A 14,710-nucleotide genomic window follows, 5' to 3' on the forward strand; every position below is an offset into this window, starting at 1 on the left:
TCATGCGCCGACTCATCGCCCTCGTTTTGCTCTTTGTTTGCGCCGCTGCGGGCGCCCATGACATGGCCGGCATGGCGATGGGCCACGAGGCGCCGCTCGGCTTCGATGCGGCGCTCGATGCACAAGGACATCTCTGGGTCGTGGACACGATGGGCGAGCACGTACGCGTGCGCCGGTCCGACGACATGGGGCGCAGCTTTCCGCTGTCCACCATCGTCAATCCCACGGGCGAGCCGCTCTACGCGGAAGGCGAGAATCGCCCCAAGATCGCGCTCGGGCCGAAAGGCGAGCTCTATGTCACCTGGTCGCAGCCACGCAAGCTGCCGTGGACCGGCTTTGTGCGCTTCTCCCGATCGCTCGACGGCGGCGAACATTTCGATGCTCCGAAGACTGTGCATACGGACCGTACCGAGATCACCCATCGCTTCGACGCGCTTGCGGTCGACGGCAATGGCCACGTGATCGTGGCCTGGATCGACAAGCGCGACGTCGAAGCCGCGAAGGCCTCGGGCAAACCGTATCTCGGCGCTGCCACCTACTACAGCTGGTCCTCGGACCGCGGCGACCATTTCGTACCCGAGCGCAAGATCGTGGACCAGAGCTGCGAGTGCTGTCGGGTCGCGCTGGCGCGCGCTCCCGATGGCAGCATCGACGCGTTCTTCCGCGCGATCTACGGCGACAACATCCGCGATCATGCATTTGCCTCGCTGCCGACGGATGGCAGCGCACCGTCGGTGCAACGCGCCACCTTCACCCAATGGCACATCGAGGGATGCCCGCATCATGGGCCCTCTCTCGCGATCGACGGCACAGGCGTGCGACATGCGGTGTGGTTCAGTGCAGCGGACGGCAAAGCCGTGATCTGGTACGGCCAACTGCAACCGGGGCACGCGCCGGCACACCTCACCACGATCGCTGGCGCGGGTGCGTCGCATGCGGACCTGGCAGTCGATGGCAAGCAGGTGTGGATCGCCTATCACCAGATGTCCGTCAAGGGTCTCGATCTGATGTTGCGCGTATCGACCGATGGCGGTGTCACGTTCTCCGAGCCTCGCGCCATCGCGCACACCGAAGGCGCATCCGGCTGGCCGAAGCTCGTCCTCTGGCAACACCGTGCGTTCGTGGCGTGGAACCCGGGCGGCACCTTCCGGCTCGTTGCCACGGAAGCGTTGTGATGCGATACGGCGCCGACGGGAATACACGTCGCACCGTCTGCGCGCTGCTGTTCGCGGTGCTCGCATCACCCGCCTGGGCTGCGACACCGCAGCCATTGCGGCCGACCGACGTAGCGACACTGGTTGCGCCACCGACGCAGGGCACGCGCGTGATCGCGCTGTGGTCGCTGGACTGTGCTTACTGCGAACAGAACCTTGCCGCCCTGCTCGCCTACCAACGCACGCATCCCGACACGGACCTCGTTTTTGTCGCGACGGATACCATCGACCAGGCGACCGCGCTGACCGCCCGCCTGAAAGCGGCGAAGCTCGACGCCGTGCCGTCGCGTGCCTATGCGGATGCCACACCGGATCGGATCAACTATTTGATCGATCCCAACTGGGGCGGCGAAACCCCGCGCACCCTCGCCATCAAGGCCGACGGCTCGCGCAAGGCCGTCAGCGGCGCGCTGGACGCCGCGCGTGTGGCGAAGCTTCTGGAGTGATGCCGCGCCTTGGCGTGATCGCATCACACCAAGGACTGCGCAGTCAGGGATTCAAGCCTCGATAGGCTGCGGATGCGGGAAACGTACGCTGGCGATACGGCTGGCGCCGGGGAGTGCCCGCAATTCCAGCGGCCATTGGAAGCGATCCGACAGACGACGTGCGATGGCGAGGTCGAAGCCATGCCGGTCCACGGACGCATGTCGACGGCTGCCTGCCTCGGGCGTGTCCAGCGCCGGATTGATCACGCTCACGCTGCCCGGCATCACCGTGACCACGATCCTGCCCTGGTCGGTCTGCTGCAGGGCATGGCGGATCAGCTGGCCGCAGAGCACGGCGAACACACGCGGCGATGCATGCAGCGCGAAGCTCGCCGGCTCGTCGAATACCAGCTCCACGGGACGGCCGGCAATCAATTCACGCGCATACTCCACTTCCTGTCGCAGTACCGCATTGACGACGAAATCTTCTTCGGCCAGACCCTGGTCCGATTCGCGCGAGAGGATCAGGAAGGCTTCCACCAAGGCTTCCAGTTCGCGCGTGGAGCGGCGGATGCGTTCCAGCGAGCGGTGACCGAACTCCGACATCTCCGTCTCGTCGGCAAGCATGTCCGAAGACATCTTGATGACCGTAAGCGGACTGCGTAGTTCGTGGCTGGCGTCACGGGTGAAATTGCGTTCGCGCTCGCTGTAGCCCTCGATACGTGTCACCAGCCCGCTCAGTCCGCGGATCAGCGTGGATACGTCGTTGTCCGACTGCTTGCCGCCTTCACGGCTCAGGCCTTCGATGTCGGGGCGCTCCGGATCCCACGCCTCCAGCAGACGCGCGAGCGCTGCCACGGGAATCCATTCCCGCGACACGGCGATCCAGGCGAGTCCGCCCGAACACAACATGATGGCGATCGCGGCGCCCAATGGCGCCACGTTGTTGGCGGCCATCAGCGACGCGATGATCATCACGACTGTCTGCAATGCGAAGACCATCGCCACGCGTACACGGAATGATCCGCGCCGTCGGCGAGTCCCCTGCGGTGCCCTGCCTTCCATCGATTAGATCCGGTGCTGCTCCCGCCTCATGCCGTCTGCGACGCGGCGACTTCGGAATCGAGGTCGGCCAGGCGATATCCTGCGGAATGAATCGTGTGCAGGAGAGGCCGATCGAACGGCTTGTCGATCACGCGGCGCAGGTTGTAGAGGTGCGAGCGAAGGGTGTCCGAATCGGGAAGCGTGTCGCCCCAGATCTCGCGCTCGATGTCCCGGCGGCTGACCACCCGCGGCGACTCGCGCATGAGGATCGCGAGGAGCTTCAGCCCGATCGGCGATACGGTGAGTTCCTGGCCGCCGCGGGTAAGGCGCAGCGTGGCCGTGTCGAGCGTCATGTCGCCGACATTGAGAACCTCGGAGGAAACCTGACGGCGGTCGCGGCGGATCAAAGCGCGCAACCGGGCTTCGAGTTCTCGTACTTCGAAGGGCTTCACCAGGTAATCGTCGGCGCCGGCTTCCAGGCCGACCAGCTTGTCTTCCAGCGTGTCGCGCGCCGTCAGCATCAGGACCGGCGTGGACTTCTTGCCATCCTTGCGCAGCTTGCGGCAGACATCGAGGCCATCCATGCCAGGGAGCATGAGGTCCAGGACGATGACGTCGTAGCTGTTGGAGACGGCGAGATGCAGGCCGCTGACGCCATCGGCAGCGTAATCCACCGAGTAGCCCCGGCGTTCCAGAAACTCGCCGACCATCTCGGCGATCTGGCGGTTGTCTTCGACGAGAAGGATCAACCCAGCCTGTTCGTCGCGTGTGCTCATCGCTCCACTCCTCTGTGATTCACAAATGTGAAGAGTTAACGGTCGGACCGGTGAGAACAGCGTGAAGACCGAAAACGAAGGTTCATTTTGAGTACGAGTACGTGCACGTGGCGTCTTCTAATCGAGCATCGGGCTAAGCGCTTTCCACACGTTCTCCGCGACCCGCGGCTCGCCGGCCGACGTGGGATGAAGCCCGTCATCCTGCATCAGCGCCGGATCGAGCGCCACGCCATCGAGCAGGAAAGGCACGAGGGCCACGCCGTGCTTCTTCGCGGCGTCCTGGTAGACCTTGCGCAAGCCATCGCGATATTGCGGGCCGTAGTTCACCGGCAGCTCGATACCCAGCAGCAGCACCTTGGCGCCCGCCGAGGTGGCCGCCCCGATCATCGCGTCGAGATTCTCCGCGAGCTTGCCCAGCGGCAGGCCTTGCAGGCCGTCGTTGGCACCCAGCTCGATCACCACGACCTGCGGCCGCTGCTTGGCCAGGAGTGCCGGCAAGCGGTTGCGGCCACTCAAGGACGTCTCGCCGCTGATGCTGGCATTGACCATCGTCCATGGCGTCGCCATCTTGCTTGTGCGAGCGTCCAGCAAACGCACCCACCCGGCCTCCACCGGAATGTTGTGCGCCGCCGACAACGAGTCCCCGAGCACCAGAACCTTGCGCGGCGTATCCGCCGCGGAGGCGATGGCGCACCAGACGAACAGCAACAGGACCAGGCAACGACGCATGAGCGATTCTTCCCGTGTTCTTCTCGAAGTGGCGGATGTTAGCAAGTCGGTTTTCGGTCCGGAGGGACGCCTGGATATCCTTTCCGGCGTGAACCTGGCGGTGACCGAGGGAGAAAGCTTCGCCATCGTCGGCGCCTCGGGGTCCGGCAAGACCACACTGCTCGGCCTGCTCGCCGGCCTCGACGTGCCCACGGCGGGCAGCATCCGCATCGACGGGCAGGCGCTCGAACGCATGGACGAAGAGGCCCGTGCGGCCATCCGCCGACGCCTGGTCGGCTTCGTGTTTCAGTCCTTTCACCTGCTCGCCGCGCTCACCGCCGAGGAAAACGTGATGCTCCCGCTGGAGTTGGAGGGCGACGACACGGCACGCGAGCGCGCGCAGGCCGCGCTGGAAGCGGTGGGCCTGGGGGCACGCCGACGCCACTACCCCGCGCAACTATCCGGTGGCGAACAACAGCGCGTGGCACTCGCGCGCGCCTTCGTACACCGACCGCGCATCCTCTTTGCCGACGAACCGACCGGCAACCTCGACCAGCACACGGGTGAGCACATCGGCGATCTGCTGTTCGAGATGAATCGCCAGCACGCCACCACATTGATCCTGGTGACCCACGATCCCCGCCTCGCGGCGCGCTGCGCACGCTCCGCCGAACTGCATGAAGGTCGCCTCGGGGTGTCGGCGTGAACGTCGCGCGGCTGGCCTGGCGCACGCTGCGCCGCGAATGGCACCTCGTGGAACTGCGCACGCTGGCGGCGTCGCTGGTACTCGCGGTCATCGCCTTGGGCGTGGTCGCCACGCTCTCCACCCGCATCGAGCGCGGCATCCTCGCCAGCGCGGCCGAATTGATCGGCGGCGACCTCGGCGTGTCGGCGCCCGCACCGCTGCCGGATTCCCTGCTCGCGTCCGCCAGGGCGGACCATCTGGCCGCGACCCGCGGCGCCACGTTCCGCAGTGTGTCCTTCGTAGGCGATCGCAGCCAGTTGCTCGACGTGCTCGCCACCGACGGCGCGTACCCCCTGCGGGGCACGCTGGAAATACGCGACGCACAGGGCGGCCAGCGCGTGGCGCATGGCCCCGCGCGTGGACAGGTGTACCTCGATCACCGCGCCCTGACGGGGCTGGGCATCCGCACGGGGCAAACCCTCCAGATCGGCGGCCGCGATCTCGTGGTTTCCGGCGAACTGCTGCGCCAGCCCGACGGCGGTGAGCTGTTCGCCCTGGCACCGCGCGCCGTGATGAATCTCGACGACGCCACCGAGGCGGGGCTGCTCTCCGTCGGCAGCCGCGCGCGGCATCGCCTGCTCGTCTCCGGCCCGCAGGGCGCCGTCGCAACGTGGCGCACCGAAGCGGAACAGATCAAGCTGCCTCAGGGCGGCGAATGGATCACGCCGGAGAAGGTGCAGGAGCGCATGCGTACGGCGTTCGATCGCGCCAGTTCATTCCTGCGCCTCACCGCCCTGCTCTCGGCGCTGCTCGCAGGCGTGGCGATCGCTCTCGCCGCGGCGCGCTACGCGCGGCGCAAGGCTGGCGAGGTCGCCCTCTTGCGCGCGCTGGGCACACCGCGTCGCCGCGTCGCTGCGCTGCTGGTGACGACGCTGGCTGCCCTGGCCTTGCCGGCGGCCGCACTCGGCATGGCGATCGCTCTCGCGCTCGCGCAGGGTGCGTGGTACTTCGCGCGGCAGTTGTTCGACAACATTCCGACCACCTTGCCGCTGGGCCCCGCGTTCGCCGCGGCAGCCATGGGGTTGGCCGTGCTCGCCGGCTTCGCCCTGCCGCCGCTCGTACGGTTGGCGGAGGTGCCGCCCGTGGCGGTGTTCCGCGAATCGATGCAACGGCGCGTACGTCGCTTCGACGTGCTCTATCTCGTCCCGCTCGTCACCGCCATCGCGCTGGTCTGGGTGCAGGCCGACTCGGCGAAGCTCGCCGGTATCCTGGCCGTGAGCCTGGCCGGTGTGGCAGTGGTCGCCGCGCTGCTCTCGGCCCTGCTGTTGGTCATTGCACGGCGCGTGGCGCCCGGCGCGCATCCGGCCCTGCGTCTTGGCCTTGCGGCGCTCGCCCGCCGACGCGGATTGTCGCTGGTCCAGGCCACGGCCTTGTCGCTGGGACTTTGTGCGCTACTCCTGCTCGCGGTCATTGCACCGTCGTTGCTCGATGGCTGGCGTCGCGAACTGCCCACGGACACGCCGAACTGGTTCGCCCTGAACCTGCAGGACGACCAGCGCGAGGCGTTCACGCATGCGTTGGATTCGCTGGGCGCCACGAAGGCGAACATGATGCCGCTGGCGGTGGGCAAGCTCACCGCGATCAACGGCAAGCCCATCGACAGCATCGCCTTTGCCAACGACGACGCGCGCGACAATGCGGACCGTCAATTGCGCCTGTCCTGGAGCACGGACCTGCCTCCGTCCAACCGTGTGGTAGCTGGCCAGTGGCCGGGCGCCAAGCCTGCGCAGGCCGAAGTGTCGGTGGACACATCGTGGCGCGATCGCTACCAGTTGAAGCTGGGCGACACCCTGAGTTTCGAGGTGGGCGAAGGCACGCTGGACGCGCGCGTGAGCAGTGTGCGTCAGGTGGACTGGAGTTCGTTCCGGGTGAACTTCTTTCTGATGCTCGACCCGGCTCATGCCCGCGAACTGCCGCATACCTGGCTGACCAGCTTCTATCTGCCGCGCGGTCGCGGCGACGCGCTGGCGAAGGTATCGCGCGACTTCGGCAACCTGAGCCTCATCGACGTGGACGCCCTGCTCGATCGCGTTCGCGACATCGTGGACCGTGTCGGCGGTGCGGTGCGCTGGGTGCTCGGCTTCAGCCTGCTTGCCGGTGCGCTGGTGCTCGCCGCCGCGCTCGCCGCCAGCGCGCAGGAGCGACGCAAGGAGGCCGCTCTTCTGCGCACGCTGGGCGCCACGCGCAACCAGCTTCGCGCGGCGGCGGCCTGCGAGTTCGCCTTGCTCGGTCTCGTCGCCGGACTCACCGCCGCACTCGGCGCGACCGGCGCGGGCATCTGGCTCGGTAACGCGGTGTTCCGGATCGAGGGCTTCGTACCACCGCTCTGGCCGCTCGTCGGCGCGGCAGCGCTCGCGGCGTTCGTGGTGATGATCATCGGCCTGTACGGCACGCGGCGCGTGCTGCGTACGTCGCCGATGGCGCTGCTGCGCGAGGGCTAGCGAGCCGTCGGCGACTCAGTCGCGAGGATGCATGTCCAGCGCCATCACGATGGCGTCCTCGCGACCGCCGCGGGCCGGGTAATACGCCGGCCGGCGGCCGATCTCGGCGAAACCGAGCGAGTCGTACAAGGCTTTGGCGACCGGATTGGACGGCCGCACCTCGAGGAACACGCGCTCCGCCCCATACCAGCGCGCGAGATCGAGCAGGCGGCGCAACATGCGTCGCCCGAAACCCAGGCCACGATGGGCATCGCCGACGCACAGGTTGAGCACATGGGCCTCGCCTGCCGCCACGGAAAGGATGCCGTAGCCGGCGACTACGCCGTCGTGCACGATCACCCAGCAGTTGTGACCGGCCTGCAGGCAGTCGCGAAAGATGCCCGCACTCCAGGGGAATTCGTACGAGGCATGCTCGATCGCCACGACCGCGTCCAGGTCTTCGCGACGCATCGCGCGCACTTCGGTGGAAGGATGGGCGACGGCAACCATGGTGTCAGGCGCCGCGAAGCGTGGGCCCCAGCGCGCGGAGGCCATTCCAGAGGCGCCGCTTCGCGGCCGGGTCGACGAGGATCGCGGAAGGTGTATCCACCAGCACGATCTGCGCGGCACTCATGACCGCGGCGGGCAAATCCCTGCCGAGTGCGCGGGCCTGGGCTTCGCCGAAGACGAGATACGCCCGCGCCGCGGGGACATCACCCAAGCCGCGTTCGCCGACTTCCAGGCGCGCAGCGCGCCCCGTCACCGCGCCGTAGGCACGCAGCGCACGACCCACGAGATCCAACTCGCGCTCGCTGCATCCTGCGGGAAGCACGACCACGCAGACCGCCGAACCGCCACGAGCGGTGTCATTGGCTGGCGCGACCTCGGGCTCCGGCGCCACGCCCCCCACGCGCAGCCGCCACGGCGTGATGCCCATGGCACCCAGCAGGCGCTGGCGGCGGTCGGGGGCGGCAGCCATGCGAGTCAGTCCGCCGCCTTGGCGTGGCGACGTGCGCGGCGGCGCCGGGTGGCGCGACCCCACAGCGTCATGACGGGGCCGGAAACCGTGTAGATCACCGCCACCGCGAACAGCACGCGGGCGGTATCGACCAGCAGCAGCACGACGATCAACACCGCCGCGATCAGCCAGATGAAGGGGACCCGGTCGCCCTTCGGCCATGCCTTGAAGCTGTAGTAGCGCACGTTGCTGACCATCAGCAGGCCAGCGATCACGGCCAGCGGAAGCGCGAAGAACGCTACCGACGGGCCCGGGATATCGAACTTTTCCATGGTCCAGACGAACGACATGCAGAGGCCGGCCGCCGCAGGGCTCGCCAGCCCCTGGAAGTAACGTTTGTCGGCCACGCCGACCTGGGTGTTGAAACGGGCCAGGCGAAGCGCAGCGCACACGGCGTAGATGAAGGCGGCGGCCCAGCCGATCTTGCCCCAGACCGGTCCGTACAAGGCCAGCGAGGAAAGCGCCCAGGTGTACATGACCAGCGCAGGAGCGAGGCCGAAGCTCACCAGGTCCGACAGCGAGTCGTACTGCACGCCGAACTCGCTCTGGGTGTTGGTCATGCGCGCGACGCGCCCGTCCATGCCGTCGAGGATGCCCGCCACGAATACCGCCAGGGCCGCGACAGCGTAATGGCCGCCTATCGCGGAGACGATCGCGTAGAAACCCGCGAACATGGCGCCCGTGGTGAACAGGTTCGGTAGCAGGTAGATACCGCGATGGCGCGGCCCCCGGACTTGAATCGGATCGCTCATGGGCCATTCCGTGACATGGGCGGACAGTGTAGCCCAGTGGCCGTCGGGCGGTCAGTCGGGCCCGCGCCCGCACCTCGGCGAAGAACCGCGACCCCTGTCGCTTGCGCGCCCCTCGGCCGGGTGGTACTTGTTGCCGCCACCCAACCCAACCGGCGGAATGCCCATGCGTCGTTGCCTCGTCCTCGCACTCCTCGTGACGGCCTGTCCGCTCGCCTTCGCCCAGGCCTACAAGTGGAAGGACGCCCAGGGCGTGACCCATTACGCCGACGCCCCGCCGCCGGGCAACGTTCGCTACGAGAAGATCAAGACCACCGGCACGGTCGAGGCACCGGCTCCGGCATCCACTGCCGCAGCCGCCAAGGCACCGTCGAACGGCGCGTCGGCGAACACCGACACGCCCGAGAACCGGAAGAAGCTGTGCGAGCAACTGCGTAAGAATCTCACGATCCTCAATAACGAGAAGGTCGTGACCATGGACGACGGCAAGGGCGGCATGAAGCAGGTGGACGACGCAGAACGGCAGAGCCAGATCAAGACCACGCAGGCGCAGATGACCCTGTACTGCGGAAGTTGAGCGCCGACGCACGGCGGCGGTACGGACGAAACGGCCTATAATCGCGCCTTTACCGTCCGGACCGCTCGCCGATGCGCCTCAGCCAGTTCCACCTCGCCACCGTCAAGGAAGTCCCTGCCGACGCCGAAGTCATCAGCCACAAGCTGATGCTGCGCGCGGGCATGATCCGCAAGCTCGCCTCCGGCCTGTACACCTGGGCCCCGCTGGGCCTGCGTGTTTTGCGCAAGGTGGAGGCTGCGGTCCGCGAGGAGATGCTCCGCGCCGGTGCCATCGAAATGCTGATGCCGTCCGTGCAGCCGCGCGAGCTGTGGGAAGAAACCGGCCGCTGGGAGAAGTTCGGCGGCCAGTTGCTGAAGATCAAGGACCGTAAGGAGCAGGAGTTCTGCTACGGCCCCACGCACGAGGAAGTCATTACCGATTTCGCGCGCAACGAGCTGAAGAGCTACAAGCAGCTTCCGCTCAACTTCTTCCAGATCCAGACCAAGTTCCGCGACGAGATCCGCCCGCGCTTCGGCGTGATGCGTGCGCGCGAGTTCCTGATGAAGGACGCCTACTCCTTCCACGTGACGCCGGAGTCCCTGGGCGAAACCTACAAGGTGATGTACGACGCCTACTCGCGCATCTTCACTCGCCTGGGCCTGGAATTCCGCGCCGTGGACGCCGATACCGGCGCCATCGGTGGCAGCGCCAGCCATGAGTTCCAGGTCATCGCCGATTCCGGCGAAGACGCCATCGCTTATTCCGATGCGTCGCCGTACGCGGCGAACATCGAGAAGGCCGAAGCCCTCGCCCCGTCGATCGAGCGTCCGTCGCCCTCGGCCGAGCTGGCACGCGTGGCAACGCCCACGCAGCGGACCATCGAGGAAGTCACCGCTCTCCTCGGCGTCCCCGCCGCACACACCGTGAAGACGATACTTGTCCGCGGCCGTGAAGGCCTGGTGGCGCTGTGCGTGCGCGGCGATCACGAGGTGAACGAGGTCAAGGCTTCGCACCTGCCCGAGCTGCCCGACGAGTCGGAACTCGCCAGCGAGGACGAGATCCTCGCCGCTACGGGAACGCGCCCGGGCTTCATCGGCCCCGTGGGCCTGCCCGCAAACATCCCCGTCATCGTCGACCGCAGCGCGGCCGTGCTCGCCGACTTCGTCTGCGGCGGCAACCAGGACGGCACCCACTACACCGGCGCCAACTGGGGTCGCGACGCGCAGGTCAGCCGCGTGGCGGACATCCGCAAGGTGGTCGAGGGCGACCCGTCGCCCGACGGGCGCGGCACGATCCGCTTCGCGCGCGGCATCGAGGTCGGTCACATCTTTCAGCTCGGCCAGAAGTACGCCGAGGCCATGGGCGCGGGCGTGCTCGACGACCAGGGCAAGATGCGCACGATGTACATGGGCTGCTACGGCATCGGCGTCAGCCGCATCGTCGCTGCCGCCATCGAACAGCGCCACGACGACGCCGGCATCGTCTGGCCCGAAGCCATGGCGCCCTGGCGCGTGGCGGTATGCGTCATTAACCCGAAGAACGATCCCGTCGTGACCGAAGCGGCGGAATCGCTCTACCAGTCGCTGGCACAGGAAGGCATCGACACGGTGCTCGACGACCGCGGCCTCCGCCCCGGCCCGATGTTCGCGGACATGGAACTCATCGGCATTCCGCATCGCGTCGTGGTCAGCGCCCGTGGCCTGGAAAGTGGCACATTCGAGTACCGCGCGCGCAACGAAACCGAAGCACGCAACGTCACACGCGAAGAGCTGCTCGGGCTGCTTGGCTGACCCGAACGGTCAACCAAGTCCCAGGGGATGCTTTGGCATGGGTGCCTTCGATCATCGAAGGCACGTCGGTCAGTGCTCAGCCTCGTTCTCGTAGATTTCGGGCTTGAACGGCTCGCGGAAAACGTCGTTCACCCGTGCCGGATCGTCGAGTGAGCGCACCGAACGGGAATGGGGCCGATCCATGCCATCGATGGCCAGGGCCAAGGCCTCTCCCAATCGCCGTAGATCGTCCTGGGTAATCCAGTGATCGAAGCCGGCCCGGCCGTAGGTCGTCTCCAGGGTGATCGCGTTGACCTGTTCCTGCTGGTGATGCCACCACCACGATTCGACGAAAGCTGAGTTGAGGAAGCCAGCTCCTCCATCGGCAGGAGGCTGCTCGATGCGGCCGTCGTAATGGGAAGCGACGGCCCGGATGAACGACAGCTGCTTTCGCCACAACGCGCTCTGCTCGGATGAGTATCGTGCCGGATCGCTGCCAAAGTGCGGGAAGAAGAACGCCTGCGTGTTCGGTGCGGAGTTCGATGCATGCAGGTTGAGCGCGAGCACGGTCGGCGTTTCCTGGTCGCTCACCGCAGGGGCGAAGACCGCACGGTTGAGCTGTTGGTTTTCTTCTGGCGCCTCGGGCAGCAGGCTGATGGGAAACGCCACCGCCTTATCCATGAACCAACGGTTTTCCAGATTGAGGCTGCTGCCGTTGGTGCGGTAGTTGCCAAGTTGCACACCGTCGATGTTGTGCATGGGGACAATGTCGAAGACATAGCGATCCCGTAGTCGCTGCCCGAGCGCATCGTTCCGGGTCAATGCGTTCATGAGCCCTTCGACCACGTAGCTGGGCCCTGTCTCCGCCGCGTGGGTACGCGCATGGATAACGATGCGCTGGCGTTGTCCCTGCCGAGGCGAAGCGATTCTGACGACGGGTACGGTCTTGCCAAGGATGGGCGATTTTCCTATGCCGACCCGTTTCACATACGGCGAGAATGTGAATTTCCTCAAGTACGCCCGCAGATCGGCATAGGTGTACGGAAAGGTACGAGCGATCCAGACGACGGGGCGCTCGAATGCCTTCGTGATCGTCATGCGGCACGTGTCCGGCTCCGCAATGCGGCATCCGGGTTCGAAGCGGGCCTCGCCATCCTCGAAGTAATGCCATCGTTTGTTGTCGTAGGAATAGACCGGCCTGAACTCGTAATTCCAGCCGATGCGCGTGAAAGCCAGGGTCATTGGCTTCGTCACGCTGACGTCGTTCGCACGCACATACCACCAGGCGCGAAATTTATGGGGCAACGCGGCGTTATCGTTGTCGTCGCGCAAGGCAAGCTGCCATTGAAGCCCGTCGGCATCGAGGCGAGTCACCTCGCCGATACTGCCCGACGGAAAATTCGCCTGAAATGTCGTTGCATGACTCGTTGTCGCGCAAAATGCGACAGCTAGAGTCAGCATGGCCCTGGGGTATTTCATCGGTGCATTCCCTTGAATATGACGTTTCCTTACTTTCTTGAGCGAGCACTGCGCGCGACATAAGGCCATTACGCCGCATCGTGTAGTATTAATCCTTACGAACGACGGTAATGGATGACAAATCGACAAATACGCGAATTAGGTGGCTGACATTACCGAATCGATTAGGCACAATCCGGCCTCGCCCGTAAGCAATGATTGCCTGACTGATACATAGGCATTGAAAAGAACCACAACCGGAGTCGCCAATGGCCGTCGATATCAAGAACCTCAACCAAAACCAGCTTGCCGATCTGATCGCCAAGGCACAGGCCCGTCAGAACGAACTTTCCAAGGAGCGCGTCGGCAAGGTTCGCGAGAAGATTCAGGCCATCCTCAAGGCCGAGCGGATGACGATCGATGACGTTTTCCCCTCCCGCGGCGCCAAGTCCAAGCGCACTGGCGTGACGGTGGCCGCGAAATTTCGCGATCCCGCCAATCCGGAAAATACCTGGTCCGGTCGCGGCAAGCGTCCGCGTTGGTTCAACGATGCACTGAAAGCCGGAAAGAAAGAAAAAGACCTGCTCATCTGAATCACTGAGCGTTTCATCGAAAACCCCGGTATCCGTACCGGGGTTTTTTATTGTCAGCAAAAAATGGAACGTCCGTTCAACGGACGACGGTCACCGTACGCGTCCGGATATCGGTCGCGCCTTGCGCATCCGTGACGGTCAGTGTGACCGGGTACGTGCCGGGCGCCGCATAGGTATGCGTTGGCGCCTCCCCCGTTGCCTGGGTGCCGTCGCCGAAGGTCCAGCGCTGCGAAGCGATGCGCGAATCGCCGGCCTTGGACTGCCCCGTGAACCGACTGGTGAGCCCCTGGCTGCTTGCGCCAAAGTCGGCGCGCGGCGAGAGGGTCGCGACGGCACTGTTGATCGCGGCGGCATAGTCCGACGTCTCGCGGTCCTGAGTCGAACACGCCTGGATATCGTCATACAGCCACATGAAACCGCCGGGAATACCGCTGCTCTTCTTCCACGCGCTCATTTTCGTCTTCACCGACGACGGACTGTCGCCCGACCGGCACCCCGTCCCGTGCAACGACCACAATCCGGGGCGCACGGTCATGCCCATCGCGGTGGACCATTGCTTCGGATCGTTGCTCGCGCCTCCGTCGTAGACCTGCAGATAGATCCGGTCGACGCTGCCCGCGAGGTTGCTTTTGAGCGACGACCAGAACGCCTGGTTCGTGTACGGCACGAACGTGATGCGATAGCCCTGCCCCGCGAGCATCTGGCCGAACGCCGTGGCGGAAGCCAGGTCATAGGCGCTCTCGTCGTCGAAGTTGGCGGCATCGGCGCCAGTCAATTGCTTCAACACCGCGAAATTCCGAAAGAGGATGCTGTCCGTGCCGGTGCCGCCGCCCGGTGCGGTGCTGTTGACGAGATCGCGAATGTGTTCGAAATCCGCGACGCCGCCCGAACCGATGGAAACCTCGATGCGGTCGATCGAGGTCGGGGCCTGCTTGAGCATCTGCAACTGCGCCGACCAGTTCGTGTTGGAACCGATATAGGTACCGTTGGAAATCAACTTCTGATCGTTGAGGTTGAGGTCGCCGTTCGCGTCCACGTGGATGCTCCACAGCATGACCGTGGTGAATCCCGAGGCGCGAAGATCGTTCATCACGGCGGTGCCGCCGCTGTAGAAGGGTCCGCCGCCATAGATGGCGGAATCGGCGAAGGCCGGCGACGCGGTACCCGCAGCCGCGAGCGCCGCGGCGAGCAGGGACGAACGAAATCCGTACGTGGAGAGGTTCATGCTGGCATCG

15 protein-coding genes are annotated in these 14,710 nt (G+C 65.7%); 7 read left to right on the top strand and 8 right to left on the bottom strand.

All coding sequences use genetic code 11. The annotated features are described in order from the left end of the window. The first annotated feature begins 2 nt into the window (after window positions 1–2). Both BT115_RS06405 and BT115_RS06410 read left to right on the top strand, forming a co-directional pair. Window positions 3–1,175, top strand: a complete 1,173-nt coding sequence (locus BT115_RS06405) for a hypothetical protein (protein WP_072322286.1) — start codon at window positions 3–5, stop codon at window positions 1,173–1,175. Then, entirely contained in the window at window positions 1,175–1,660 is a 486-nt protein-coding gene (locus BT115_RS06410; protein ID WP_072321640.1) for a hypothetical protein, read from the top strand. Before BT115_RS06405 ends, BT115_RS06410 begins: the two co-directional genes overlap by 1 nt. 51 nt (window positions 1,661–1,711) lie before the next feature. On the opposite strand, the gene BT115_RS06415 is transcribed toward BT115_RS06410, so the two are convergent. From BT115_RS06415 to BT115_RS06425, 3 genes are all read right to left on the bottom strand, one after another. Next, window positions 1,712–2,641 (bottom strand): sensor histidine kinase, encoded by a 930-nt coding sequence (locus BT115_RS06415; protein ID WP_255369390.1) that lies wholly within the window; start codon window positions 2,639–2,641, stop codon window positions 1,712–1,714. 89 nt (window positions 2,642–2,730) lie between these two features. Further along, entirely contained in the window at window positions 2,731–3,459 is a 729-nt protein-coding gene (locus BT115_RS06420; RefSeq protein ID WP_029213612.1) for a response regulator transcription factor, read from the bottom strand. A 117-nt stretch (window positions 3,460–3,576) separates the two neighbouring features. After that, the gene (locus tag BT115_RS06425; protein WP_072321642.1) at window positions 3,577–4,188 is read right to left on the bottom strand and encodes an arylesterase; all 612 of its coding nucleotides are present in this window, start codon (window positions 4,186–4,188) and stop codon (window positions 3,577–3,579) included. Between BT115_RS06425 and BT115_RS06430 the strand changes: the two genes are divergently transcribed. After that, window positions 4,187–4,873, top strand: coding sequence for an ABC transporter ATP-binding protein (locus BT115_RS06430; RefSeq protein WP_072321643.1), 687 nt, complete (start codon window positions 4,187–4,189; stop codon window positions 4,871–4,873). The genes BT115_RS06425 and BT115_RS06430 overlap by 2 nt on opposite strands. Then, window positions 4,870–7,353: an ABC transporter permease gene (locus BT115_RS06435; RefSeq protein ID WP_072321644.1), complete on the top strand. Its 2,484-nt coding sequence runs from the start codon at window positions 4,870–4,872 to the stop codon at window positions 7,351–7,353. Before BT115_RS06430 ends, BT115_RS06435 begins: the two co-directional genes overlap by 4 nt. Window positions 7,354–7,368: 15 nt before the next feature. Here BT115_RS06435 and rimI read toward each other — a convergent pair whose 3' ends face one another. The 3 genes from rimI to pssA are packed head-to-tail and all read right to left on the bottom strand — an operon-like array spanning window position 7,369 to window position 9,102. After that, entirely contained in the window at window positions 7,369–7,842 is a 474-nt protein-coding gene (gene rimI, locus BT115_RS06440; RefSeq protein ID WP_072322287.1) for a ribosomal protein S18-alanine N-acetyltransferase, read from the bottom strand. 4 nt (window positions 7,843–7,846) lie between these two features. Continuing rightward, window positions 7,847–8,311, bottom strand: coding sequence for a hypothetical protein (locus BT115_RS06445; protein ID WP_072321645.1), 465 nt, complete (start codon window positions 8,309–8,311; stop codon window positions 7,847–7,849). Between the two features lie 5 nt (window positions 8,312–8,316). Next, window positions 8,317–9,102 carry a CDP-diacylglycerol--serine O-phosphatidyltransferase gene (gene pssA / locus BT115_RS06450; protein WP_072321646.1) on the bottom strand — a complete coding sequence of 262 codons (786 nt, stop codon included), beginning with the start codon at window positions 9,100–9,102 and terminating at the stop codon, window positions 8,317–8,319. A 163-nt stretch (window positions 9,103–9,265) separates the two neighbouring features. On the opposite strand from pssA, the gene BT115_RS06455 reads away from it, so the two are divergent. Together BT115_RS06455 and BT115_RS06460 are read left to right on the top strand one after the other, a co-directional pair. Further along, window positions 9,266–9,676 (top strand): DUF4124 domain-containing protein, encoded by a 411-nt coding sequence (locus tag BT115_RS06455; RefSeq protein ID WP_072321647.1) that lies wholly within the window; start codon window positions 9,266–9,268, stop codon window positions 9,674–9,676. Window positions 9,677–9,747: 71 nt separating this feature from the next. Further along, entirely contained in the window at window positions 9,748–11,445 is a 1,698-nt protein-coding gene (locus BT115_RS06460; RefSeq protein ID WP_072321648.1) for a proline--tRNA ligase, read from the top strand. Between the two features lie 69 nt (window positions 11,446–11,514). Here BT115_RS06460 and BT115_RS06465 read toward each other — a convergent pair whose 3' ends face one another. Further along, window positions 11,515–13,032, bottom strand: coding sequence for a M14-type cytosolic carboxypeptidase (locus tag BT115_RS06465; protein WP_143144473.1), 1,518 nt, complete (start codon window positions 13,030–13,032; stop codon window positions 11,515–11,517). A gap of 119 nt (window positions 13,033–13,151) precedes the next feature. Here BT115_RS06465 and BT115_RS06470 point away from each other — a divergent pair, with 119 nt between their 5' ends. Beyond that, the gene (locus tag BT115_RS06470; RefSeq protein ID WP_072321650.1) at window positions 13,152–13,475 is read left to right on the top strand and encodes an H-NS histone family protein; all 324 of its coding nucleotides are present in this window, start codon (window positions 13,152–13,154) and stop codon (window positions 13,473–13,475) included. A 76-nt stretch (window positions 13,476–13,551) separates the two neighbouring features. On the opposite strand, the gene BT115_RS06475 is transcribed toward BT115_RS06470, so the two are convergent. Beyond that, window positions 13,552–14,700, bottom strand: coding sequence for a PKD domain-containing protein (locus BT115_RS06475; protein ID WP_072321651.1), 1,149 nt, complete (start codon window positions 14,698–14,700; stop codon window positions 13,552–13,554). Window positions 14,701–14,710: the final 10 nt, after the last annotated feature.

This window comes from Luteibacter sp. UNCMF366Tsu5.1 (assembly GCF_900119235.1).
Taxonomy (GTDB): Bacteria; Pseudomonadota; Gammaproteobacteria; order Xanthomonadales; family Rhodanobacteraceae; genus Luteibacter; species Luteibacter flocculans.

What these genes read in the sequence shown, in the direction of transcription:
- BT115_RS06405 (WP_072322286.1), top strand. Translation starts at nt 3, where the DNA reads ATGCGCCGACTCATCGCCCTCGTTTTGCTCTTTGTTTGCGCCGCTGCG.
- BT115_RS06410 (WP_072321640.1), top strand. Translation starts at nt 1,175, where the DNA reads ATGCGATACGGCGCCGACGGGAATACACGTCGCACCGTCTGCGCGCTG.
- BT115_RS06415 (WP_255369390.1), bottom strand. Translation starts at nt 2,641, where the DNA reads ATGGTCTTCGCATTGCAGACAGTCGTGATGATCATCGCGTCGCTGATG.
- BT115_RS06420 (WP_029213612.1), bottom strand. Translation starts at nt 3,459, where the DNA reads ATGAGCACACGCGACGAACAGGCTGGGTTGATCCTTCTCGTCGAAGAC.
- BT115_RS06430 (WP_072321643.1), top strand. Translation starts at nt 4,187, where the DNA reads ATGAGCGATTCTTCCCGTGTTCTTCTCGAAGTGGCGGATGTTAGCAAG.
- BT115_RS06425 (WP_072321642.1), bottom strand. Translation starts at nt 4,188, where the DNA reads ATGCGTCGTTGCCTGGTCCTGTTGCTGTTCGTCTGGTGCGCCATCGCC.
- rimI (WP_072322287.1), bottom strand. Translation starts at nt 7,842, where the DNA reads ATGGTTGCCGTCGCCCATCCTTCCACCGAAGTGCGCGCGATGCGTCGC.
- BT115_RS06445 (WP_072321645.1), bottom strand. Translation starts at nt 8,311, where the DNA reads ATGGCTGCCGCCCCCGACCGCCGCCAGCGCCTGCTGGGTGCCATGGGC.
- pssA (WP_072321646.1), bottom strand. Translation starts at nt 9,102, where the DNA reads ATGAGCGATCCGATTCAAGTCCGGGGGCCGCGCCATCGCGGTATCTAC.
- BT115_RS06455 (WP_072321647.1), top strand. Translation starts at nt 9,266, where the DNA reads ATGCGTCGTTGCCTCGTCCTCGCACTCCTCGTGACGGCCTGTCCGCTC.
- BT115_RS06460 (WP_072321648.1), top strand. Translation starts at nt 9,748, where the DNA reads ATGCGCCTCAGCCAGTTCCACCTCGCCACCGTCAAGGAAGTCCCTGCC.
- BT115_RS06470 (WP_072321650.1), top strand. Translation starts at nt 13,152, where the DNA reads ATGGCCGTCGATATCAAGAACCTCAACCAAAACCAGCTTGCCGATCTG.
- BT115_RS06475 (WP_072321651.1), bottom strand. Translation starts at nt 14,700, where the DNA reads ATGAACCTCTCCACGTACGGATTTCGTTCGTCCCTGCTCGCCGCGGCG.